The organism is Bombilactobacillus sp. ESL1202 (assembly GCF_058107125.1).
In genome coordinates this window covers 1,921,201-1,943,145 of record NZ_CM176590.1, presented here as the reverse complement: position 1 = coordinate 1,943,145, position 21,945 = coordinate 1,921,201, and the positions used below count along the sequence as shown (strand labels likewise).

The following is a 21,945-nucleotide window of genomic DNA, read 5'->3' as shown; positions in this document are numbered from 1 at the left end:
TAACTCATTGACAAAGTTGTAAATTATGATAGATTAATATCAATTTACGTAGTATTTTTCAGGAGGGATATTGTGCAAGCTAAAGACAAATTTTTAAAACAAGGATTGACTTTTGATGATGTTTTGTTAGTACCTGCTGCCAGCGATATTTTACCACGAGAAGTTAAACTAGAAACACAATTAGCTTCCAATCTAAAATTACATTTACCTATTTTAAGCGCCGGTATGGATACCGTTACTGAAGCAGAGATGGCGCAAGCCATGGCTTTGCAAGGCGGATTAGGCGTTATTCATAAAAATATGAGCATCGAACAACAAGCTCAACAAGTTAAACAAGTTAAAGCTGAATTGGCCACTGGCAAAACAGCTGCCGTAGACGAAACCGGTCATTTATTAGTTGCTGCTGCTGTCGGTATTACTGCCGATACTTATCAACGCACTAAAGCCCTAATTGATGCTGGCGTTGATGCTATTGTGATTGACACTGCTCATGGACATTCAAAGGGTGTCTTAGATAAAATTGCACAAATTAAAAGTGACTTTTCCAAATTGACCATCATTGCCGGTAACGTGGCAACCGCTAGTGGAACAAAAGCCTTATTTGATGCTGGTGTTGATGTTGTCAAAGTTGGGATTGGTCCAGGTTCGATTTGTACTACTAGAATTGTCGCTGGCGTTGGTGTTCCACAAATTACTGCTATTTTTGATGCTGCACAAATAGCTCAAGAATACGGCAAGCAAATTATTGCTGATGGTGGCATTAAATATTCTGGCGATGTCGTTAAAGCCCTAGCTGCTGGTGGTAATGCAGTGATGTTGGGAAGTATGCTAGCTGGAACCAAACAGGCTCCTGGTGAAATTTTTAGCGATGCTAATGGTCAACAATATAAAACATATCGTGGCATGGGTTCCGTTGCTGCCATGAAGCAAGGCTCCTCTGATCGCTATTTTCAAGGTAATGTTCATGAAGCAAAGAAATTAGTTCCGGAAGGAATCGAAGGTAAAACCAAGTACAAAGGTGACGTGGCCGATATTTTATTTCAAATTGCTGGTGGCTTACGTTCTGGTATGGGCTATGTTGGTGCTCATAACCTTTCCGATTTAATCAATCATTCTCAGTTTGTTCAAATCACAAATGCTGGATTAATTGAATCACATCCACATAATATTACTATTACTCGAGAAGCGCCCAATTATAGTGGTAAGTAAAAATTACAATGATTTTCAAGTAAGTCTAAATAGAAATTACTTAGCAATTGCGTCATAACGGTAGCAAATTTCAAACCGCGAACAGGACTGGAAAAATTTAATCCGTTAGACCTAAGTTGCTGACTTATGCAAAATAATTACAAGCTGGGCCAAGAAGCTTTAGTTTCTTGGAATATAATAATGAATTAATGTTCGCTTTATTTTCCACTGAAGTCGATCATTGATATTATTGCCTCCGGCTTTTTTTATACTCTAAAATTGACCTGCTGAAGTAAATTTAGCTAAGAAGTTGGAACAAAAGTCACTTAAAAAGTGAATACTAACTGTCTCCAGCACGAAAATACAAACTTTTACTTTATGCAGTTAAAAAAACTTCTAACTTCGAGAACATAATAGGGAAAATTTTCATTTAAATTAACAAAATTTTTGTCTCAACCTCTCGACAAAAGCTAATCGCTTCATACTTTCTTTAATTTTAAATCACATTTTATTTTTTACCGTCGCTAGTGGTAGAATATTTAGGTAACTAAAATTTTAAGTGAGGCTTTTAGCATGAAGCAAACAGTTTCTTGGTCGACTAAATTAGCTATTCTAGCAGCTGGATTTTTATCATTTATTGGTATCTTAGTTGAAACATCAATGAATGTCACTTTTCCCACTTTAATGAAAGAATTTCAGGTTAGTTTAGCAACCATTCAATGGGTAACTACTGGTTATTTATTATTAGTTACAATTGTCATGAGTACCACTTCTTATTTGATTAAACGCTTTAATGCGCGCAACTTATTTTTAGTAGCCACTTTGATGTGTTTGGTTGGAACTGTAATCTGTATGACAGCCAACAGCTTTTCCATTTTAATGATCGGTCGCCTATTAGAAGCAGTAGCCACCGGGTTATCTACACCTACATTATTTCACATTATTATGTCTTGCATACCGACCTCTAAAATCGGAACTTATACTGGATTTGCCACTATGATTACCTCATTTGCTCCAGCGCTGGGGCCTACATACGGTGGCATTATTAACAATTACACTTCTTGGCGGTGGATTTTCATTGGTGTTATTCCGATTATTTTCATCATTATGGTTGTTGGTTGGTTAACTATTAAAATTCCCATCCGCCAGCAGCCGAAAGCGTTTGATTGGTTCGGCTTAATTAGTTTAGCAACCGCCATGATTGCTCTGATTGTTAGTTTCGACCAAGCCGGAATTCATAGTTTTTATAGCGAACAATTTTTAGTTGGGCTATTAACTACCTTCATCGGTCTTTCTTTGTTTCTGTGGCATCTCAAAGTGGGACAAAAACAATTATTAAATTTTAAAATTCTAAAAAACCCGATCATTAGCTATCGAGCCGGTAACTTTTTTATTTTACAATTTATGAATATTGGTATTTCATTTGTAATTCCAATCCTTGCCGAACAAACTTTAGGTGCTAATTCGATGTTAGCCGGTCTGATTTTATTGCCTGGTTCATTATTAGGTGCCTTTGTATCACCTTTAGCAGGTAAACTTTACGACCGTCATGGTGCCTTTTCACCATTAATTTGTTCAAACATTGCTATTTTAATTGGTGTTTTAGCTTTTACCATAACAACTAAGCAAATTAATCTGGGCTTAATTATTTTCTTCTACTGTTTCATGCGCGGTGGTTTTAACTTAGGCTATGGTAATACGATGTCTGATGCCAGTAAATATGTAGAATTAACCGCCAAGCCTGACGTTAATTCACTTTTCAATACATTGCAGCAATATGCAGGTTCACTAGGAACCGGTATTTTATCGGCGATCATCTCTAATCAACAGTTGAACCATCCACATCAACTAGTGACTGCCACAGCTACAGGTTGTCAGATTGATTTTGGAGTATTAATTATTTTATCGCTATTGGCTTTAACAACTACTATTCTTAGCCAAAAATACCTCAAGCAACAAACAAGTCTTAAACAAGAGCACTAACTTAAAAAATAGCTACAGATATAAAAAGCGTTGCTGAACTTAATCATCAACGCTTGATATGAGCGAAACTTATGCTACATTTTAGCGGTATCTTTCATCCAGCCTAAAGCCATCGCCTTTTCGCCCAAATGCGTACCAATCACTGGCCCAAAATAGGTTTGTTCAATTGTCACGTCTGGAAATTTCTGACGTAAATGTGCTGTCCAACGATCATTTTCAACTGGATCATTGGCGTCAATTACTAATAAACGATAAGGGAAATCAGCTTGTTGCATAGCTGCCTCAAAACGGTCTTCACTCTTTAAATAAGCCCGCTTTTCGGAACGAACTTTGCCATAGGCCACAATTTCATCAGATTGATCATCAAAGGTTAACAACGGTTTAATATTCAACATGGTACCAATTACCGCCGATGCATTAGACAAACGTCCACCCTTAACTAAATTATTTAAATCTTTAACGACAATATTTTCATCAATTGAAGAACGTAAATCATCCAGTTGCGCTAAAATATCTTTTAAACTAGCCCCTGCTTGTGCTAAACGACCGGCTTCTAAAGCTAAATACCCCATCAATTTGACAGTAATTCTTGAATCATAAGGAACAATTTTGATATTTGTTTTACTAGCAGCTAAAGTATGTAGACTGTTAATAAAACCCGAAATAGTCGCTGCCAAATGAATCGAAATTACAGTATCATATCCTTGATCGGCTAAATTATCATACAACTTATCCATTTCACCTAAACTCGGCTGTGATGTTTTGGGTAATTCTTTTAAATCACGAACTTTATCATAAAATTGCTGATTAGTTAAATCAACGCCTTCACGATAAATTTGATCTTGAATAATCACAGGAATTGAAACAATGGTAATGTTATAGCGTGCCGCTTCTTCCTTAGTTAAATATGAAGTACTATCAGTTACTACGGCAATTTTCATGTACTACCTCACTAATTAATTTTTATTGCTAAAAGTATAATCCAATAGCAACCATTCTACCATAATTAATATCTTGGTGTAAAATAATAGTTTAAGAGTTTTTATCCGTGAAACTAAAGGAGTTTTATTATGTCATTTGATGGTCTTTTTACACATGCAATTGTTCGAGAACTACGTCCTTTATTAGTTGGTGGCCGGCTTAGCCGTATTCAACAACCATTTGCTCAGGAGTTAATCTTAACAATTCGTAATCAACGGCAAAATTACAGTTTATTATTATCAGCTAATCCGACTTACGCACGGGTTCAAATTACTAACCTAAAATTTCAAAGTCCCAAAATCCCCAGTAATTTTGTCATGACTTTACGCAAACAATTAGATGGGGCCATTTTACAAACCATCGATCAAATTGATAATGATCGTATTTTAACGTTATGCTTTCGGAACCGTAACGAACTAGGTGACTTACAGTTAAATACTTTTTATGTAGAAATAATGAATCGTCACAGCAATATTGTCGTGGTCAATGAGCAGAATCAACTTATTGTCGATGCTATTAAACATGTAGACTTAACCCAAGATCGTTATCGGCAATTACTGCCTAAAGAACACTATAAATTGCCACCTCAGCAAAATAAGATTAACCCGTATGATCTTTTTGCTCGTGAAAAATGGCTCAAACAAAACAGTAATGATATTCCAAATTTAAATCAAGCTGAATTAGCCCAATTAATTCAGACTAATTTTCAGGGACTGGACAAAAATAGTGCTCAAGAATTGAGTTTTCGTACGCAGAATCAAGAACGTCCAGAACAATTACAACAAACTTGGTATAACTTTTTTCATGATTTTAATTCTCCACAAGGAAAACTTGCTACCAAGAATTACCAACAAATCTTTGCTGCTCAAGCATATCACTTTTTAACTGCCCAAGATTATCAATGGACCACTTATCCTAGTTTAAGTCAAATGTTAGATGATTTTTACCGCGATCGCGCCCGTCAAGACCGCGTACGCCAACAAGCCAGTAATATTCTTCAGTTACTCAAACGAAATTTAAAACGCAATCAAACTAAAATTAAACGGTTAAGCCAAGACCTTGCTAAAACAGAATCTGCTGAACAATATCGAGTAAAAGGCGAATTACTGACTACTTATTTAAATCAAGTTCAGCGTGGTAGTCAACAAATTGATTTACCAAATTATTATGACAATAATAATCTTTTAACAATTAAATTAAATCCAGCTAAATCACCAGCAGTCAACGCCCAATATTATTTTAAAACTTATCAAAAATTAAAAAATTCGGTGCGCCACTTAAACGAACAAATTCAACAAACTACTACTGAAATAAATTATCTTCAAGGAATCCTAGCACAAATAAGTTACGCTAACCCTCAAGATCTCGCCGATATTCAACTAGAATTACAGCAACAAGGGTACCTTAAACCAAAAAATCATAAACGAAAACGCCCTGCCAAAATTAATACGGGGGAGACTTATCAAGCTAGTGATCAGACCCTTATTCGAGTTGGTAAAAACAATTTACAAAATGATTATCTCACTAATAAAACTGCTGATAAACGTTATACTTGGCTTCATATTAAAGGTCTTCCTGGTTCGCATGTCATTATTGAATCATTGAACCCCAGTGATCAAACTTTACAAGAAGCTGCAGAGTTAGCTGCCTACTTTTCTAAAGCTGGTCAAACAGCCACTAAAGTTCCGATTGACTATACTTTAGTGAAACATGTTCATAAACCAAATGGCAGTAAACCGGGTTTTGTAACCTACACAGACCAAAAAACTTTACTAGTCGACGCACAATTAACTTTAAAACGGCTCAAATAAAAAAAAGCGAACTGTCAGCTGAAACATAAAAAACAATGTTTTCAAAGTTAACATCGTATTTAACCACGAATGAGTTTTATTTCAGCTTTCAAGAACGCTTTTTTTTTACGATTGAATTTTCAAAAAATATTCCAACCAGTTTTTAATTATTGGGCAAATCAAAATAACTCAATCTACTACTGTACAACCCATTTTGATGCTTAATTAATGTTACTTTACTGCCGAAATAAGCTTGCTGATTATTGGAATATTTAGAATTGATCCCTAATAAAACATGGCCTAAATTACTAACAAAATTGGAATTAATTTGTTGAACCAGCCCAATATTATGGGAAAAACCTGGTAATACATTAATAACTTGATTATCTTGTAAGAACAAAGTTCCAAAACGTGCCGTTGGTAAATATCGTTTAATATAATTATTAGTTTGTGCAACTAATTGGGGACGATGTTTACCTGGAATTGAAGTCAGTTCCAAACGCTTTGAACCCAAGCGTTTAAAGATGGTCGTAATCGGTGAAGATAACCAAGTTTGTTGGTTTTGATCTTGAATAAACACAACTTCTTTAATAGGAGCCGTTGGCAACAAGTTAAAATAATTGTTAATACTATAAATGGTTAATTGATAACATTGTTCGCCCATTTCTTGAGTATTAATTTTAAGACGTAATTGATTATGTTCGCTATACAAAGAAGAATTAGCCTCTCGTGCATCCAAATAAAAATCAATCGTCGTTGCTGTATCAACTTTATTAAACAAATTTCCAAAAATGGCCGTCGACAAACCATCATCTTGAAAAGAATGCATTAAGTTATGAGTTAACAAAACCTGTTCATAATTAGACAGCATATCTGAATTTTGATAGCCATCAATTTCAATTTGATATTGATGGTCCATTGATGGCGAATGCAAAAACACTCCATAATAGCTATTAACCTGATTCAACTGCGGTAAGCCAAAAGAAGCAGCGGTCGATTGCTCAACAAAATTAAGCTCTAATTGCTGTGTTAATTGACCAGCTTGTTGTTGTGTCAAATGCCAAAATTTAGCCAATAGATAATCATCAAAACCATATAATTTGCTTTGAGCATAAAGTTGTAAATTGCCCTTTTGCTGGCAGAGTTTTTGTGCGAGTTGCACTAAATGTTGTAAGGCCTGCAAGAAAGTCCAATTATAATGCGTAAAGCTTTTAACTTCTGTTAGATCAAAACCGCGGATTAAAGCTTCACAAATCACTAAAATCCGGCGAACTTTGGTTTGGAAAAGATCTGCTTCTAATTGCTCATCACTCAATTCTTTCAAAGACCGATTAATAAAAACTTCCCGTGTTAAATCCAAACCATTAAAAGCTTTCATAATGACTGTTTCTAAATTATTACCATTAACCACTAGCGAACCATTTGATGTTTGGTGTGGACCCAACAAAACTTTCAGCTGTTTATTATCCTGTGTTTGCCAAAGCGGTATCCGTGCTGTTAAGTGATTAGGCGTCAGTTCTAAAGCTGCATTAAAACTGGATTTGGTTAAGGTTTCAATGTCTTGCAATCTTTGACCAAGACTAACTTGACTAATCACCTCAAATAGCGGATAACCAGTACTAGCAATCACTGGTAAGACTTTGCTGCGAAAAACTGGTGAAATTTCTAAAACGTAAAAAGAAGCTGTGGTCTCATCAACAGCTAAATGGAAAGTACAAATACCCACAATTTTTAATAACGTGGTCAATTTTAAAACTGCAGTTCGCAAGCGCTGAAATAAAGCATCATTAATTGAAAAAACTGGACTAACACTAATTGAATCATTAGAGTGGATTCCAATCGGATCCATATCTTCCGATGAAAAAATTAAAGCACTATTATCAAATTTATCTCTAATAGTAACTAAAGTTAACTCTTTAAAATTATTAATCCCGCGCTCAATTTCAAAGCTTTCTACCGCCGTTTCAATTTGAAAAAAATCTTGTAACTGATCAGCGTTGGTAATAGTATTCCAATACATCTTTTCTTCAGCCACATTAGCCCGAATAATCACGGGAAAATTTTGTTGTTGCGCAAAATTAAAAGCTTCTTCATATGATTGAACATTTTCATGCTCAATTAAGCGAAATCCATGATCTTGTAAAAACTTGTTTAAAGAACGCTTACTTAAACTTAACGTCAAATTTTGCTGATTAAAATTCAACAATTCTACCTGACTCTGAATAAATTGTTGATCCCGCAATAAATTGCGAAATACATTTAAAGTATTACCACCGCTAAAACCAGGAAAAATAGCAGTTATCGTGTAACGCGTTAATATTTGTTTAATATTAAAGACATTAATTTCCTTATAGACAATTTGGACAGTGTCTATAAAGGAATTAGTTAAAGATTCTCGATTTTCAGTTAACAACACTACCTGATAACCACTTTGTTGGAAAGAAAGAACAGCAACACGTATCGCACGTTCACGTTCAAGTTTTTCATTGGTCATTAAACCAGTGGTACTACCAATTACTAAAATTGTTTTTGTCATAATTTTTTACCTTGAACAAAGGAATTAATCATTTCAATAAACTCATCAAAAATATACATTGCATCATGCGTTCCGGGAGCAGACTCGGGTTGAAATTGAACAGTCATCGTTGGATCACGCCGATGACGCAAGCCTTCAATCACATTATCAGTTAAGCAACGATAAGTCACAAAAAAGTTCTGTCGTGCTAGATCTGTTAATTTAACCTCATAGTTATGATTATGATTCGAAAATTCAATATTTTCAGTTGCTATTTCCAAAGTCGGCAAATTAGATCCATGATGACCTAAATGCATTGGTTCAACTTGAGCACCATTAGCTAAAGCCACTACTAAATGGCCTAAGCCAACACCTAAGATGGGAATTTTCCCTTCCAATTCCTGACAGGTCGCAATAGTAGCCGGAATTTCTTGAGGATTTCCTGGACCGCTAGTAAACAACACGGCATCTGGTGCTAAGTCTAATATTTCTGAAGCCGAAGTGTTATAAGGTAAAATTACAGAATCACAATTTCGAATTGATAATTGTCTTAATAAGGAAAATTTCAATCCGAGATCAATTACTGCAATTTTAAAACCAACATTAGGATTCGGATAAGGTTGTTTGGTAGACACGATTTTGACACGATCACGTGGAATCACCAAGGCTCGAATTTGATCTCTGGCATGCTCATCAACAGTATCCATAATACTAGCTTTCATGGCTCCCGTTTTATTAAGATGCTGTGTCAAACTTTGAACATCTAAATTAGTAATTCCTGGAATTCGTCTTTTCTTCAAAAAAGAATTTAACGAATTGGGATCTTGATTACTAAGTTGCGGGTAAGCCACACTGTTAAAAATAACGCCCTTGCAGCTGGGGGTAATTGACTCATAGTCATCACGATTCATCCCCGCAGTATTAATAATCGGACTAATAAAAACAATAATTTGATCATTATAAGTTTGGTCAGTAATTGCGTGTTCAAATCCATTCAGATTATTAGTAACAACTAGCTCCCCCGTCGAAATAATCGGCGCCCCAATCGCATCTCCTGCAAAAGCTGTTCCATCTTCCAAAATTAAATATCTAGTCTTGTTTATCATGGATAATCTCCACGCCATCTTCATCATCAATCTCAGCCATTGAAACTTTAATGGATTCTTGACGTGCAGTCGGAATATTTTTGCCAACATAATCAGCTCTAATTGGTAATTCCCGATGACCGCGATCAATTAAAACAGCTAAAGAAATCTTGCCCGGACGACCAATACTCATAATAGCATCTAAAGCTGCCCGAATAGTTCGCCCAGTATATAAAACATCATCAACCAGGACGACATTCTTATTATCAATATCAGTAGCCGTAAATCGGGGATTTTCTCCAGTTAATTTTTTCTGATCATCTCGAAAATTGGTTACATCTAAATCAAACTGTGGCACTTCATACTCTTCTAACTGGCGTAACCGATTTTGAATCCGTTGAGCCAAAAAAGCCCCCCGAGTTTTAATCCCAATTAATACCAAATTTTGATCGCCTTTGTTTTTTTCAATAATTTCATAGGTAATTCGCGTCAAAGTTCGTTTCATTGTTTTATTGTCAACAATTTCTTTTTTCATCACGCAACTCCTTTTACTCTTTTGCAATTAGCTTAGAGATATTAGTTAAAGTTGTCAATTCAGTTTTTGCGATCGCAACAATTGTAATTGCTGCTGAAAAATTGCAGGCGGCTGCACCTGAAATTCCAACCATTTTCGTGTCCGTGGGTGAGTAAATCCTAAACATTGTGCATGTAAAAATTGACCAGATCCTTTCAACGTATGACGTGGACCATAAAGGGGATCACCCGCTACAGGATGACCAATATACTTTAGATGCACGCGAATTTGGTGTGTTCGCCCAGTTTCTAATTGACATTCTATCAAAGCATAATTCTGGAAGTTTTCTAAAACTTTAAAATGTGTTACTGCTGTTTTACCCGTTGCCACTACCGCTTGCTGTTGGCGATTCTTGGGATCACGTCCGATTGGAGCATCGATGGTTCCCTCTTTTTCCGAAAAAGGATGGTACACTAACGCAACATAACGTCGTAAATTAGTTTTGGCTTTTAATTGTTGACTTAAAGAATCTTGTGCCAATTGTGTTTTAGCAACCATTAACAATCCCGAGGTATCTTTATCAATGCGGTGCACGATTCCCGGCCGAATCTCATCATCACTCTGTAAGTTCGTATGATATAAAATGGCGTTGACTAAGGTATGATCTGGATGACCAGCTGAAGGGTGGACTACCACACCTTGAGGCTTATTCACGACTAATACATCGTCATCTTCATAAATTATCTCTAATGGCAACTTTTGTGCAAAAGCTTTCAGTGGTTCTGGTGCCATCGGTTTTACCTGAATTTGAGCCTTTTCTTTAATCTTAGTTCCACTTTTTAAAATTGCTTTTCCATTCACTAAAACATTGCCCTGCTTAATCCATTTTTGTAATTGGGCTCGTGTTAAAGTAGGCTGCTCACTCAAAATGGCTTTATCTAATCGTTGATTAGCTTGTACATTAATAAAAGTAAATTCTTGCAAAATTATGCTTCTTCCTGTCCTGTTTTAAATAGATAAATTACCAATAATATCACGCCTAGTGTAATCCAAATATCCGCAAAGTTACAGACAAAATTTAGCAATGACCAATTTCCTAAACTAACGGCAATCATATCGACTACATAACCACGAAATATCCGATCCAAAACGTTTCCTAAACTACCTGCTAGCAACAAAGAAATGCTTGTTAAAAACCAAGGTGAACGTTCACGTCCTTTAACTAACAAATATCCCAAACAAATTACTACAATCAGAGTTATTACATAAAATAACATCAATTTACCCGAAAGCAAATTATAAGCTGCTCCATGATTATTAATCCGTGTAATTCCTAAAACGTCCGGAATTACTGTTTGAACATGGGCAAACGAAACGTGACTGATCGCCCACCATTTAACCAACTGATCAATTAAGACCCCTAATAGTATTAATATCAAATAAATTATCATTTTTAATAATAGTCCTTTAAAATAAACCTGTAATTTGTCCTTGTTCATCAATATCCATTTTTAAAGCAGCGGGCTTTTTTGGCAACCCTGGCATGGTTAAAACATTACCAGTTAAAACAACTAAAAATCCAGCCCCTAACTTCGGTTGAAGTTCTTGAACATGTAAAACAAAATTACTTGGTGCTCCTAACTGATGTGGATCATCACTAAATGAATACTGTGTTTTAGCAATACAAACTGGTAATTTTGACCAACCATTAGTTTCAATTTGGGCCAATTGTTTAATAGCTTTCGCACTAAAAACAACTTCTTTAGCACCGTATATTTTTTGGGCAATACGGGTAACCTTTTCACGAACAGGCAACTGATCTTGATATAAACGTTGATAACGACTAGAGGTCTGTTGTTCCATCAATGCTTTAGCCAATTCTATTGCACCAGCACCACCATTTTGATGAACAGTGACTGGATAGGCAGTAACTCCTAGTTGCTGACACAAATTTTGAACTAGTTCTAACTCTGCAGCAGTATCAGCGGGAAACTGATTAATAGCAACTAAAACAGGAACTCCAAAAGTTTGTAAATTTATTATATGACGTTTTAAGTTACTAAAACCAGCTTTTATTGCTTTCAAATTGGGCTGAGTTAACTGTTCTTTAGTTTGACCGCCATTATACTTTAAGGCACGAACAGTCGCTACAACCACTGCCGTATCTGGAGCTTTAGGTAATTTAGGTGTTACCAAATCTAAAAATTTTTCCGCCCCTAAATCTGCCCCAAAGCCAGCTTCTGTTAAAGCATAGTCGCCTAATTTTAAAGCTAAATTAGTTGCAATTAAACTATTACAACCATGGGCAATATTAGCAAAAGGACCCCCATGAATCAAAACTGGTGTATGCTCCAAAGTTTGAACCAAATTGGGTTTAATTGCATCTTTCAAAAGTAACGCTAACGCTCCTTGCGCATTTAAATCGCGGACAAAAATCGGCTGCTTGTTATAGTTATAACCAATTAAAATTTGACTGATCCGCGCTTTTAAATCCGTTAAATCTTGTGCTAAACATAAAATAGCCATGAGTTCAGAGGCCACAGTTATTTGAAAAGATTCTTCACGGACAACGCCTGAGGTCAAACCACCTAACCCCACAACAGTATGTCTTAAGGCCCGATCATTAACGTCTAAAGCGCGCTGCCAAGTGATTGTTCTTGGGTCTAACTGTAATTGATTGCCCTGTTGAAGATGATTATCAATCAAAGCGGCTAACGTATTAATAGCCGAAGTCAATGCGTGTAAATCACCGGTAAAATGCAAATTAATATCTTCCATGGGTACAACCTGGGCGAAACCACCGCCAGCTGCGCCACCTTTGAGTCCCATGACTGGACCTAAAGAAGGCTCACGTAAAGCCACAACCGCTTTTTGCTGCAGGCGATTTAAGGCATCGGCCAAACCAATTAAAACTGTCGATTTACCTTCGCCCATTGGCGTCGGACTCATTGCTGTTACTAAAATTAATTTTCCCGATGACTTTGATTGTAAACTTTGTTGGGCTTGCGTGGTAATTTTAGCTTTATCATTACCATAAGGCTCTAAATCTTCAGGATTTAAACCAATTTGCGCTGCAACTTTTTGAATAGGCCACATTGTAGTTCGTTCATTTTCTTGCGCAATTTCAATATCAGTTTTCATTTAAAAATCTCCTTTGAACACAAATTAATCAATGAAAGGCAATAACTTTCCTAATAAACAAGCTATTTTAAAATTTGTTTTAACAAACGATAAGTCTTCGGACGAACAATTAATTTTAGGGGCAAAGTACTGGGCAGATTAAAGTTCAATGTACAAATTCCATGTTGATAAGTAACTAACTGAACTTGTTGAAAAGACCAACTAGTCTTTTGAAAAGTTAGGCTAGAAAATTCAATTTGTTGGTGGCTTTCATCAATTATCATGCGACCATGAATTATCAAATAACTCATACTGATAACCGCCAATAAGATAAAACTGACTGCCCAATAATTTAAAGACTCAGATTCTAACTGAAAAATCGCACCTAATAATAATAAAATAAATAGCCAACACCATAACAAAAAATTAATATTAGTTGCTTTTTGGTAATGAAATTTTTGTATCATTTTATCCTCACAAATCTACAAACTTTTGGTAAATTTTACCATATCTCATTGATGTATGATTAAATTTTATAATGATCTCACTAACTTTTTCATAATTAATGAGCAAAAACATCCAGCTTAAACAAAAGTAACTTAGTACTTAACTCTGACTTTCTTTATTTACTAAGAGCACAACCACTGAGTTTTCATAGCTATTTAAGCCTTAAATTCTCAAGTTTCTTATGGTTCAATACCAAATAAGTGACAAACATGAGCGCAACGCTTATCATGACAATAAAATCACAAAAATAAAATGAGGGTTCATAATGATTACTACTTACACTAGTAAATTACCAATTCAAATCATCGATGCCAATAATATTAACGCGCATGAACAAAGTGAACTAATCAAAAATCACCATGTAACACGCGAAATAATTAATTATGCGTTAGATAAGTTTGAACGCCCTAGAATTACCTACAATCAATTTACGCAAAGTTTTCTCATGGTTTTATCAATTCCTAATCAGCAACAAACATTAACTACCACCGTTCAATCTATTACTTTGTTTGCCAATCAGCACCAAATTATTTGTTTTACTAATGATCAAAGTCAACACATTATTCAATACTTACAATCATTTATCAAAAGCTATCCTGATCAAAACAATCTCATTTTTCGTCTGTTTGCAGATTTAATTCGGCAAGTTTCAGATGATTTTTTAGATAAAGTCAAAAAATTCTATGACGAACAAGAACAAATTGAAATGGAATTTCAACATCACCGCCATCGCTCAGCCACAATTAATCAATTAGCCAATTTACAAACCAAAATCACTTTTGGCGTCACATCAACTACGGGTAATGCTGATTTAATTAATGAATTACTTGCCTTTTTTAATTCTGATGACAATCATTTGCAGCTTGATCACTTTACCGCCAAACTCTTTGACTCTGCCCACATTGAATCGACACAAGCTTTAAAAAATTTTCAATTAATCAATGAAATTGCCCAACAACTATCTGGAACTTACAACAATTTATTAAATAATGAAACCAATGATGTTATGCGTTATTTAACCGTTTATTCTTTAATTTTAACTATTCCTTCAATTGTTGTCGGCTTTTACGGGATGAACATGCATCTACCCTTAGCTAATAGTACGTGGTCATGGATTATTTCGCTTGCCATCATGGTTTTATTATGCATTATCCTTGTCATTGATATGTTGCGCCGTCATTTTTTATAAGTTGGATGACCCCAATATTGAAAAAGATCCGTTCGTAAAGCGCCATTATATAATTTGCGCCGTTTCGTTGGTTTTTGTCCATAATACTTAGAAAATTCCAGATCACTGGTTAAATAATATTTGCTCCAGGTTCGTAAATCACGAAAACTAGTTCCCATTTGTTGATATAATTGATGAACCTTGGTTTGATCTTGCATTCTCTTACCGTATGGTGGATTAGCAATTAAGATTCCATTTTGTTTTTGTAAACGTAAATCTTTTACAGCTAATTGCTTAAATTCAATATCATGCAAAACGCCAGCTTGATGTGCGTTTAATTTAGCCACGTCAATCATAGAACCGTCAATATCGCTCGCTCCAATTTGCAATTGACCACTAGGTAAAATTTGAGATTGAGCATTTTCTTTAGCTTCCTCCAATAACTTGGAATCAAACCAATCAAAACTTTCAAAGGCAAAATGGCGCTTTAATCCAGGAGCAATCTTGCGTCCTATTAAGGCAGCTTCAATCGCGATAGTTCCCGATCCTGTTGTCGGATCATAAAAAGGATCGTTAGCTCGCCAAGGTGTTAACAAAACTAAAGCAGCTGCAAAGTTTTCCTTTAAAGGAGCACCACCATGTTCTACACGATAACCACGCTTAAATAACGAAGCTCCGGTTGTATCTAGCGTTAACTCAACTTGATCTTTAACAATTCGGACTTCAATTTGAAAAGTACTACCCGTTTCTGGTAACCGTCCCCGCCGATGATAAACTGCCGCCATTTGGTCCACAATCGCTTTTTTAGTAATAGCTTGAATATCAGGTTCCGAATGCAATTGTGACTTAACTGATCGCCCCTTAACCGGAAAAGCAGCATCTAAAGGTAACCAATGATCCCACTTTACTGTTTGTACACCAGTAAATAATTCTTCAAATGAAGTCGCCTTGAATTCTGCTAACACAATTTTAATCCGGTCGGCACTCCGTAACCATAAATTAGTTTGAACAATGGCCGCTAAATCACCTTCAAAATACACCTTTCCGGTGTCAACTTGTTCAATATCAAAACCCAAATGTTGTAATTCTTTTTTAGTAACGGCTTCAAACCCACTAGCCATAGTTGCTAGTAATTTCATAAATAATTTACTCCTTTTCAAAAAAGAGGCGAACTTAAAAGTCCGCCTCTTTAGCCTACAGGTCTCTATAAGCCACGTTTTGTTCCAGTTAGTGTGGCCAAAGACTAACCTTCAGTAATCATCTATCTACACAAAATGTGTTTTTGACGTGAGTTTATTTTCTCGTATCAAAACTCCCCTACCAAAGTTTGGGTTTCCTGCTCGCGGGGTTTACCCGTTCCACTTTTTTGTTTCCAAAAAATTACGTCTCTGTGGCACTTTTCAGATTACTTTAGCATAGTTAAAATAACCGTAGCTATTTCATCGCCGTTATTTATCTCAAGATAAATACTCCAGCTTATTGGGCTGAACACGAACACTACAAGCATTGCAGCTTGTGCCGGCGTGGACTTTCCTCAACTTGTCATTACAAGCAGCGATTACTCAAAACCTGCTTTTACAATGATACGCTATTTCCATCTTAATTACCAGTCAGACTTAAAAATTATTTAGTCGTGTAACTGATCACTCGAATTAATAATTGGTTGTTGTTCAGATGCACCCACGGTATTTGCAACCGAGGTATACTTGTTCGCGTGTGGTTCAACACTTTGCCCAAACACATGACGTTCTAAGTTAGACAAACGTTTTAAAATATCATAATTAGTAGTACCTGGTGCTGAGTTTTCGCTTATATTTTGATGCGATTCAACTTGCTCTGGTTCAACTACAGAATTAGAGCTTGATGATTCCAACTGGTTTTGTTGTTCCAATTTTTCAGTTAGCCGGCGATTATCAGCTTTTAATTCTTCAATGTTAGCAGTAAAAGCCTCATAGTCTTGAATAATTTCATCTAAAAAAGTATCAACATCTTTGCCATTATAACCACGAACGGCATGGTTAAATCTTTTTTCAACAATTTTTTGTGGATTTAATTTAATATCTTTCATTTGGCGTACACTCCTTGTCTTACTTAATTAAGTATAGCAGTGAACTACGTCGGCACTAAAGTGCCGAGCTTCTGGGAACAGACTTAACTTGCTAAGCTTTGTCTGACAACTTAGTAGCGGTTTATCCTAATTGACCAAGGTTTGTTCCAAACCTATATTTTTATTAATTGTGTAGAACTCTTGGTTTTCGAATTCTAACTTAAATGTTAGCACATTTAAGTTTAGAAGCAATTCATCACGTCCTTAAAAGAACGTGTTTCCTTGCTCGTTTTCAAAAATTTCTTGACAATAAAAAAAACTACATCATTTTCAAATTTTTTTAAAACTCTTGCTGATTAGATAAAAAATCTTGTAAATCATAAAAATTCGCCCATCGACTATCATAGTCATGATTTTTTTGATAATTTTGAATAGCTTGATACTCATATTGACTTTTGCCTGGATATTCCAAGTCATAGACAAAAAAGCTCCCATCAGTATGTTTAAGTTGAAATTGCTGCCAATTTTTAAATTGTTGTGGACTTTGATATAACTGATGACTTACACTATTATGATAATCTGCTAGCTGCAACGTTTGATTAAAAATTTGTTGATTTTGTTCATTCCAACGTTTCTCCATTCCCTCAAATGGCAAAATAACTGCCGTTTGTAAATGATATTGTTGAAAAATTGGTCGTCTGGCCGCTCGTACTACCGCTTGTTCGACCCCTAGATAACCACCAGTTAAAATCCATTCTAAACCATCAGCACAATATAATTGTAACTGGTGAGCTAAAAAATCTTCCAAAACTTTTTGTTTGGGATCATCAGCTTTAAAAATTTGTAATTCAAATGCTCGATAACCACCAACCCATAAATTCTTAATTACACGCATCAAATTTCATTCTTTCTAAAAATTGATAGAAGCATGCTATAATATTCATCAATTAGGAGTGAAAATAAGTGTCCATCAATTATCCCAACGGAAGCAAACAACCAAATAATTTTCAAAAACAACCGATCATTTTTGGCGATCGTGGAATGACCTTAGAACAAGAAATTAATGAAAGCAACATTTACTATCGTAATCATAATCTCGCTGTCATCTATAAAAAACCCACTCCCATTCAAATTGTCAAAGTCGATTATCCCAAACGAAGTCGCGCTGTAATTAAGGAAGCTTATTTTCGGCAAGCTTCAACAACCGACTACAATGGGGTTTTTCAAGGACATTACATTGACTTTGAAGCCAAAGAAACGCGCCACAAAACTTCTTTTCCCCTCAGTAATTTTCATACACATCAGATTAAACACTTACAACAATGTTTAAATCAGCAGGGAATTTGCTTCGTAATTATCAAATTCGTAACTTTAGGGAGATATTTTATTTTACCAGCTCAGAAATTAATTAATTTTTGGCATCAAGCCCAACAAGGCGGCAAAAAATCAATGACCCTATCTTTTATCAAACAGCAATCCATTGAAATTCAAGCTGGCTATAATCCTATTTTACCTTATCTACAAGCTTGTCGACAATTAATTAATTTAAATCAGGAGGATTTATAAAGATGGCTGAATCACGCCTTGCGCGATATCATCAAAAAAACAAGCATCATCATCCCTTTATTAAAATAATAGCCATTACAGTAACAACGATTATTATTGGTTTATTAGCAATTTTTATCTATTACGGTTGGAGTGCACCTAAAATCAATTCAGAAGTCCTTCAAAGTGGTGGTTCTTCCAGTATTTATGATCAAGCCGGCCATGAAATTACTACTCTTGGTAATCAAAATCGGACTTACGTCACAATCGATAAAGTACCAAAGACCATGCGGGATGCTGTTATCTCCATTGAAGATCGTCATTTTTACAAAGAACATTTTGGTGTTAATCCGCTTCGTATCCTAATGGCAGCCGTTAACAATTTACGTGGTGGCGACTTACAAGGTGGTAGTACTTTAACCCAACAATTAATTAAATTGTCCGTTTTCTCCACTAAAAAGTCTGATCAAACTATTAAACGTAAAATGCAAGAAGTTTGGTTAGCAGCTAAAGTTGAACGAAATTTTTCCAAAGATCAAATTTTAGAGTATTACTTAAACAAAGTTTATCTAGCTAATGGAACTTATGGCTTTCAAACCGCGGCTCAGTATTATTTTGGTCAAAAACTAGAGCAATTAACATTACCGCAAATGGCTCTACTAGCAGGAATGCCCCAAGCCCCGAATAGCTATAACCCTTACACCAACCCTCAGGCTGCTAAAAAGCGACGTGACGCTGTTTTACAAGCAATGTATACCAATGATAAAATTTCGGCACAGCAATTACAAAGCGCCCAGCAAACACCTATTAATGCTGGCTTAAAAGCTTATCGGCCTAATTCAGGTGTGGGTGAAAATAAAATGATTGTTGATCCCTATATTAAAGAAGTCATTCAAGAAACCAAAGCCAAGGGCTTAGATCCGTACCGTGATAATCTAAAAATAACTGTTAATATGGACTTAAAAGCACAAAAATATCTTTATGATTTAGTTAATAATGATGCTTATGGGATTTTTAATTCACCTACCATGCAAACTGCCGTTTCCGTAGTCGATCCGAATAATGGAGCAGTTATTGCAATGATTGGTGGTCGTAAACTAGGTAATGTCCAACTAGGATTAAATCGTGCTGTGCAAACCTCACGTAGTAATGGCTCCACAATGAAGCCAATTTTAGATTATGGTCCGGCTATTCAAAACTTAAAATGGAGTACCAATCATTTAGTAACTGATGAACCTTACACCTACCCAGGAACCAATATCGCACTCCAAAACTGGGATCATGCTTACGATGGAACCATGAGTATCAGAACTGCTTTAGCACAGTCACGTAACGTCCCTGCTATCAAAACTTTACAAGCTGTCGGTTTTAATAAAGCGCGTAGTTTTGCTAAAAAATTAGGAATTAATGTTCCTTACAAACAAGGACTATCAGCTGGAATTGGTAGTAATGTTTCTACATTACAGGTTGCCAGTGCCTACGGTGCTTTTGCTAACGGGGGAACTTATCATAAGCCGCAATATATTGCTAAAATTCAAACAACTGATGGCTTAATTCATGATTATGATCAGCAAAGTAAAAAAGCAATGAGTTCCAGCACTGCTTATATGATTACTGATATGTTAAAAGATGTTGTTCAGCCTAGTGGTATGGGGTCTCAAGCTTATATCAGTGGCTTACATCAAGCTGGCAAAACCGGAACAACCAATTATAGTAATGATGAATTAGCAAAAAATCCTGGATTAGCTAACACTGCTAAAGATTCTTGGTTTGCTGGTTTCACCAAACATTATTCTATTAGTGTCTGGACAGGTTTCGATAGTCCCAATCAAGCTGGAGTTAATTCAACTCAACAAAAAATTGCTGGTCAAGTTTATCAACGCTTAATGCGTTATTTATCAGCTTCCAAAACAAATTCTGATTGGAAAAAACCTCACGATGTTATTCGGGTCGCTGGAACTAATGTCTTATATGTCCGTGGTAAACAACCGAAAAATTTGCCGCGAGCTCATCAAAATAGTAATTCCAACCACTTTAATAGTGATAATAGTGATGTAATTCCGAATCGTAATGAGCATAGCAATTCGGAAACCGACAGTAATGAACAGGAAAATCAAAATCCTACCGATGGTAACAGTGCTGATAACTCGCAACCTAACAACAACCATAACAACTCTTCTAATCACGCAAACTCTTCAAACAATCCGCCAAATGGTTCTCCTAACAATGCTAACGGCAATAACTCTGACACCAATCCAAATAATAGTAATCCAAGCAGTAACAATCCTTCCGTAACACCACCAACAACCAACACACCAAATAATCAAAACTAAAGTGGTAAAAAAAACTCCCATTAATTTAACAGTTTGTTTAGTTATATCAAACTATTATAATGGGAGTTTTTCAGGGTCTTTATTCAGTCAACCTACTCAAATAAGGGAATAATTTGCTTTAAATTGGTAACCACAAATTCAGCTGCTGCACTATCATGAAAACTATCGACATCAAAGTAAATTCCGGCAATTTTAGCATTGTGGCCTGCATGAACATCTAAACTCCGATCACCAATCATCACCGTTTGAGAAAGTGGTAATTGATACTTAGTTATCAAGTAGTTAAGTGCTTGTGGATCAGGTTTTCTGGCAAAATCTAGACTAGAAGTAATCACGTCAGTAAATAAATTAGCTATTCCTTGTTGTTCTAATAGTTGCCGTACTAAATCATCACGATGTGTTAACAAAAAGTTCTGTCCACCGCCTTGTTTGACTGCTTGTAAAACTGCTTGAGCATTCGAGTACAAAGCGACTTTTTGCTGAGCTTGATGATCCAAAGTTTGATAAAAGTTTTGGATAGTTAAAAAATCTAATTGCAAATCCGAGGCGACTGCGCGTAAAACTTGCGTTACAGAACCAAGTTTAATTTGCCGATATAATTCATCGTCTGAATCAATCGTGTAATTAAAATGTTGAAGTGTTTGTTTCAAACTTTGTAAAATGCCCGCATAAGTATCGGCCAAAGTTCCATCATAATCCCAAATTGCATACTGAAACATTAAAAACTTACCTCTCATAAATAATTGTCATCGGTCCATCATTAACTAACTTAACTTGCATATCTGCTCCAAACTGACCAGTTTGAATTTTCAAACCACTTTGCTGTAATAATTGATTGAAACGTTCATAAAATTGTTCTGCTAAATCAGGCTTTAAGGCTTGCGTAAAACTCGGACGGTTTCCTTTTTTAGTATTAGCATAAAGCGTAAATTGAGAAACAGACAAGATCTCACCCTGAATATCCAAAACAGATAAATTAGTCTTACCGGATTCATCAGCAAATATACGGCTATGCAAAATTTTAGATGCCAAATATTCAACTTGCTCTGCGGTATCATCTTGACCAAAACCAACTAACAACAATAATCCCTGCTTGATCTGACCAACTATTTGTTGATTAATACTAACTTTTGCTTCCAAAACACGTTGAGCTACTACTTTCATAATTT

19 protein-coding genes and 1 other RNA gene are annotated in these 21,945 nt (G+C 35.7%); 6 read left to right on the top strand and 14 right to left on the bottom strand.

Annotated elements, in window-relative coordinates:
* Window positions 1–69: 69 nt before the first annotated feature.
* Window positions 70–1,209, top strand: a complete 1,140-nt coding sequence (guaB, locus tag AC3B7A_RS08725) for an IMP dehydrogenase (RefSeq protein WP_489756571.1) — start codon at window positions 70–72, stop codon at window positions 1,207–1,209.
* A 552-nt stretch (window positions 1,210–1,761) separates the two neighbouring features.
* Window positions 1,762–3,171 (top strand): MFS transporter, encoded by a 1,410-nt coding sequence (locus AC3B7A_RS08720; RefSeq protein ID WP_489755712.1) that lies wholly within the window; start codon window positions 1,762–1,764, stop codon window positions 3,169–3,171.
* Window positions 3,172–3,245: 74 nt separating this feature from the next.
* On the opposite strand, the gene AC3B7A_RS08715 is transcribed toward AC3B7A_RS08720, so the two are convergent.
* Window positions 3,246–4,112, bottom strand: a complete 867-nt coding sequence (locus AC3B7A_RS08715) for a DegV family protein (RefSeq protein WP_489755711.1) — start codon at window positions 4,110–4,112, stop codon at window positions 3,246–3,248.
* Between the two features lie 129 nt (window positions 4,113–4,241).
* Between AC3B7A_RS08715 and AC3B7A_RS08710 the strand changes: the two genes are divergently transcribed.
* Window positions 4,242–5,963, top strand: coding sequence for an Rqc2 family fibronectin-binding protein (locus AC3B7A_RS08710; RefSeq protein ID WP_489755710.1), 1,722 nt, complete (start codon window positions 4,242–4,244; stop codon window positions 5,961–5,963).
* A 142-nt stretch (window positions 5,964–6,105) separates the two neighbouring features.
* Here AC3B7A_RS08710 and AC3B7A_RS08705 read toward each other — a convergent pair whose 3' ends face one another.
* The 7 genes from AC3B7A_RS08705 to AC3B7A_RS08675 all read right to left on the bottom strand — a co-directional run bounded on the left by AC3B7A_RS08705 (window position 6,106) and on the right by AC3B7A_RS08675 (window position 13,643).
* Complete coding sequence (locus tag AC3B7A_RS08705; RefSeq protein WP_489755709.1) at window positions 6,106–8,478, bottom strand: ATP-binding protein; 2,373 nt, start codon at window positions 8,476–8,478, stop codon at window positions 6,106–6,108.
* Complete coding sequence (locus tag AC3B7A_RS08700) at window positions 8,475–9,563, bottom strand: carbamoyl phosphate synthase small subunit (RefSeq protein WP_489755708.1); 1,089 nt, start codon at window positions 9,561–9,563, stop codon at window positions 8,475–8,477. The genes AC3B7A_RS08705 and AC3B7A_RS08700 overlap by 4 nt, the downstream gene beginning before the upstream one ends.
* Entirely contained in the window at window positions 9,547–10,080 is a 534-nt protein-coding gene (gene pyrR / locus AC3B7A_RS08695; RefSeq protein WP_489755707.1) for a bifunctional pyr operon transcriptional regulator/uracil phosphoribosyltransferase PyrR, read from the bottom strand. The genes AC3B7A_RS08700 and pyrR overlap by 17 nt, the downstream gene beginning before the upstream one ends.
* 51 nt (window positions 10,081–10,131) lie before the next feature.
* Entirely contained in the window at window positions 10,132–11,043 is a 912-nt protein-coding gene (locus tag AC3B7A_RS08690; RefSeq protein ID WP_489756570.1) for an RluA family pseudouridine synthase, read from the bottom strand.
* Entirely contained in the window at window positions 11,043–11,507 is a 465-nt protein-coding gene (lspA, locus tag AC3B7A_RS08685) for a signal peptidase II (protein WP_489755706.1), read from the bottom strand. The genes AC3B7A_RS08690 and lspA overlap by 1 nt, the downstream gene beginning before the upstream one ends.
* 16 nt (window positions 11,508–11,523) lie before the next feature.
* Window positions 11,524–13,197, bottom strand: a complete 1,674-nt coding sequence (locus AC3B7A_RS08680) for a formate--tetrahydrofolate ligase (RefSeq protein ID WP_489755705.1) — start codon at window positions 13,195–13,197, stop codon at window positions 11,524–11,526.
* A gap of 62 nt (window positions 13,198–13,259) precedes the next feature.
* A complete protein-coding gene (locus AC3B7A_RS08675; protein WP_489755704.1) occupies window positions 13,260–13,643 on the bottom strand; it encodes an EbsA family protein in 384 nt (127 codons plus the stop codon).
* 305 nt (window positions 13,644–13,948) lie between these two features.
* Between AC3B7A_RS08675 and AC3B7A_RS08670 the strand changes: the two genes are divergently transcribed.
* The gene (locus AC3B7A_RS08670) at window positions 13,949–14,872 is read left to right on the top strand and encodes a magnesium transporter CorA family protein (protein WP_489755703.1); all 924 of its coding nucleotides are present in this window, start codon (window positions 13,949–13,951) and stop codon (window positions 14,870–14,872) included.
* Here AC3B7A_RS08670 and AC3B7A_RS08665 read toward each other — a convergent pair.
* The 4 genes from AC3B7A_RS08665 to AC3B7A_RS08650 all read right to left on the bottom strand — a co-directional run bounded on the left by AC3B7A_RS08665 (window position 14,860) and on the right by AC3B7A_RS08650 (window position 17,793).
* Complete coding sequence (locus AC3B7A_RS08665) at window positions 14,860–15,990, bottom strand: THUMP domain-containing class I SAM-dependent RNA methyltransferase (protein ID WP_489755702.1); 1,131 nt, start codon at window positions 15,988–15,990, stop codon at window positions 14,860–14,862. The two genes, AC3B7A_RS08670 and AC3B7A_RS08665, sit on opposite strands and share 13 nt — an antisense overlap.
* 63 nt (window positions 15,991–16,053) lie before the next feature.
* Window positions 16,054–16,421, bottom strand: an RNA gene (gene rnpB, locus AC3B7A_RS08660) — RNase P RNA component class B.
* Window positions 16,422–16,478: 57 nt separating this feature from the next.
* Window positions 16,479–16,919, bottom strand: coding sequence for a cell division regulator GpsB (gene gpsB / locus AC3B7A_RS08655; RefSeq protein ID WP_489755701.1), 441 nt, complete (start codon window positions 16,917–16,919; stop codon window positions 16,479–16,481).
* A 319-nt stretch (window positions 16,920–17,238) separates the two neighbouring features.
* On the bottom strand, window positions 17,239–17,793 hold the full coding sequence (locus AC3B7A_RS08650) for an SLOG family protein (RefSeq protein WP_489755700.1): 555 nt from the start codon (window positions 17,791–17,793) through the stop codon (window positions 17,239–17,241).
* Between the two features lie 68 nt (window positions 17,794–17,861).
* Between AC3B7A_RS08650 and recU the strand changes: the two genes are divergently transcribed.
* Complete coding sequence (recU, locus tag AC3B7A_RS08645) at window positions 17,862–18,464, top strand: Holliday junction resolvase RecU (protein WP_489755699.1); 603 nt, start codon at window positions 17,862–17,864, stop codon at window positions 18,462–18,464.
* A 2-nt stretch (window positions 18,465–18,466) separates the two neighbouring features.
* Window positions 18,467–20,776 carry a transglycosylase domain-containing protein gene (locus AC3B7A_RS08640; protein WP_489755698.1) on the top strand — a complete coding sequence of 770 codons (2,310 nt, stop codon included), beginning with the start codon at window positions 18,467–18,469 and terminating at the stop codon, window positions 20,774–20,776.
* Between the two features lie 92 nt (window positions 20,777–20,868).
* Here the strand turns inward: AC3B7A_RS08640 and AC3B7A_RS08635 are convergent, their stop codons facing one another.
* Window positions 20,869–21,495 carry an HAD-IA family hydrolase gene (locus tag AC3B7A_RS08635; protein WP_489755697.1) on the bottom strand — a complete coding sequence of 209 codons (627 nt, stop codon included), beginning with the start codon at window positions 21,493–21,495 and terminating at the stop codon, window positions 20,869–20,871.
* Window positions 21,496–21,502: 7 nt separating this feature from the next.
* Complete coding sequence (gene dtd / locus AC3B7A_RS08630) at window positions 21,503–21,940, bottom strand: D-aminoacyl-tRNA deacylase (RefSeq protein ID WP_489755696.1); 438 nt, start codon at window positions 21,938–21,940, stop codon at window positions 21,503–21,505.
* Window positions 21,941–21,945 lie beyond the last annotated feature (5 nt).

Excerpts from the sequence above, each read along its gene's own strand:
- AC3B7A_RS08715 (WP_489755711.1), bottom strand. The coding sequence starts at position 4,112 with ATGAAAATTGCCGTAGTAACTGATAGTACTTCATATTTAACTAAGGAA.
- AC3B7A_RS08720 (WP_489755712.1), top strand. The coding sequence starts at position 1,762 with ATGAAGCAAACAGTTTCTTGGTCGACTAAATTAGCTATTCTAGCAGCT.
- AC3B7A_RS08650 (WP_489755700.1), bottom strand. The coding sequence starts at position 17,793 with ATGCGTGTAATTAAGAATTTATGGGTTGGTGGTTATCGAGCATTTGAA.
- gpsB (WP_489755701.1), bottom strand. The coding sequence starts at position 16,919 with ATGAAAGATATTAAATTAAATCCACAAAAAATTGTTGAAAAAAGATTT.
- dtd (WP_489755696.1), bottom strand. The coding sequence starts at position 21,940 with ATGAAAGTAGTAGCTCAACGTGTTTTGGAAGCAAAAGTTAGTATTAAT.
- AC3B7A_RS08710 (WP_489755710.1), top strand. The coding sequence starts at position 4,242 with ATGTCATTTGATGGTCTTTTTACACATGCAATTGTTCGAGAACTACGT.
- lspA (WP_489755706.1), bottom strand. The coding sequence starts at position 11,507 with ATGATAATTTATTTGATATTAATACTATTAGGGGTCTTAATTGATCAG.
- AC3B7A_RS08635 (WP_489755697.1), bottom strand. The coding sequence starts at position 21,495 with ATGTTTCAGTATGCAATTTGGGATTATGATGGAACTTTGGCCGATACT.
- AC3B7A_RS08665 (WP_489755702.1), bottom strand. The coding sequence starts at position 15,990 with ATGAAATTACTAGCAACTATGGCTAGTGGGTTTGAAGCCGTTACTAAA.
- AC3B7A_RS08670 (WP_489755703.1), top strand. The coding sequence starts at position 13,949 with ATGATTACTACTTACACTAGTAAATTACCAATTCAAATCATCGATGCC.
- AC3B7A_RS08640 (WP_489755698.1), top strand. The coding sequence starts at position 18,467 with ATGGCTGAATCACGCCTTGCGCGATATCATCAAAAAAACAAGCATCAT.
- AC3B7A_RS08705 (WP_489755709.1), bottom strand. The coding sequence starts at position 8,478 with ATGACAAAAACAATTTTAGTAATTGGTAGTACCACTGGTTTAATGACC.
- AC3B7A_RS08700 (WP_489755708.1), bottom strand. The coding sequence starts at position 9,563 with ATGATAAACAAGACTAGATATTTAATTTTGGAAGATGGAACAGCTTTT.
- AC3B7A_RS08680 (WP_489755705.1), bottom strand. The coding sequence starts at position 13,197 with ATGAAAACTGATATTGAAATTGCGCAAGAAAATGAACGAACTACAATG.
- AC3B7A_RS08675 (WP_489755704.1), bottom strand. The coding sequence starts at position 13,643 with ATGATACAAAAATTTCATTACCAAAAAGCAACTAATATTAATTTTTTG.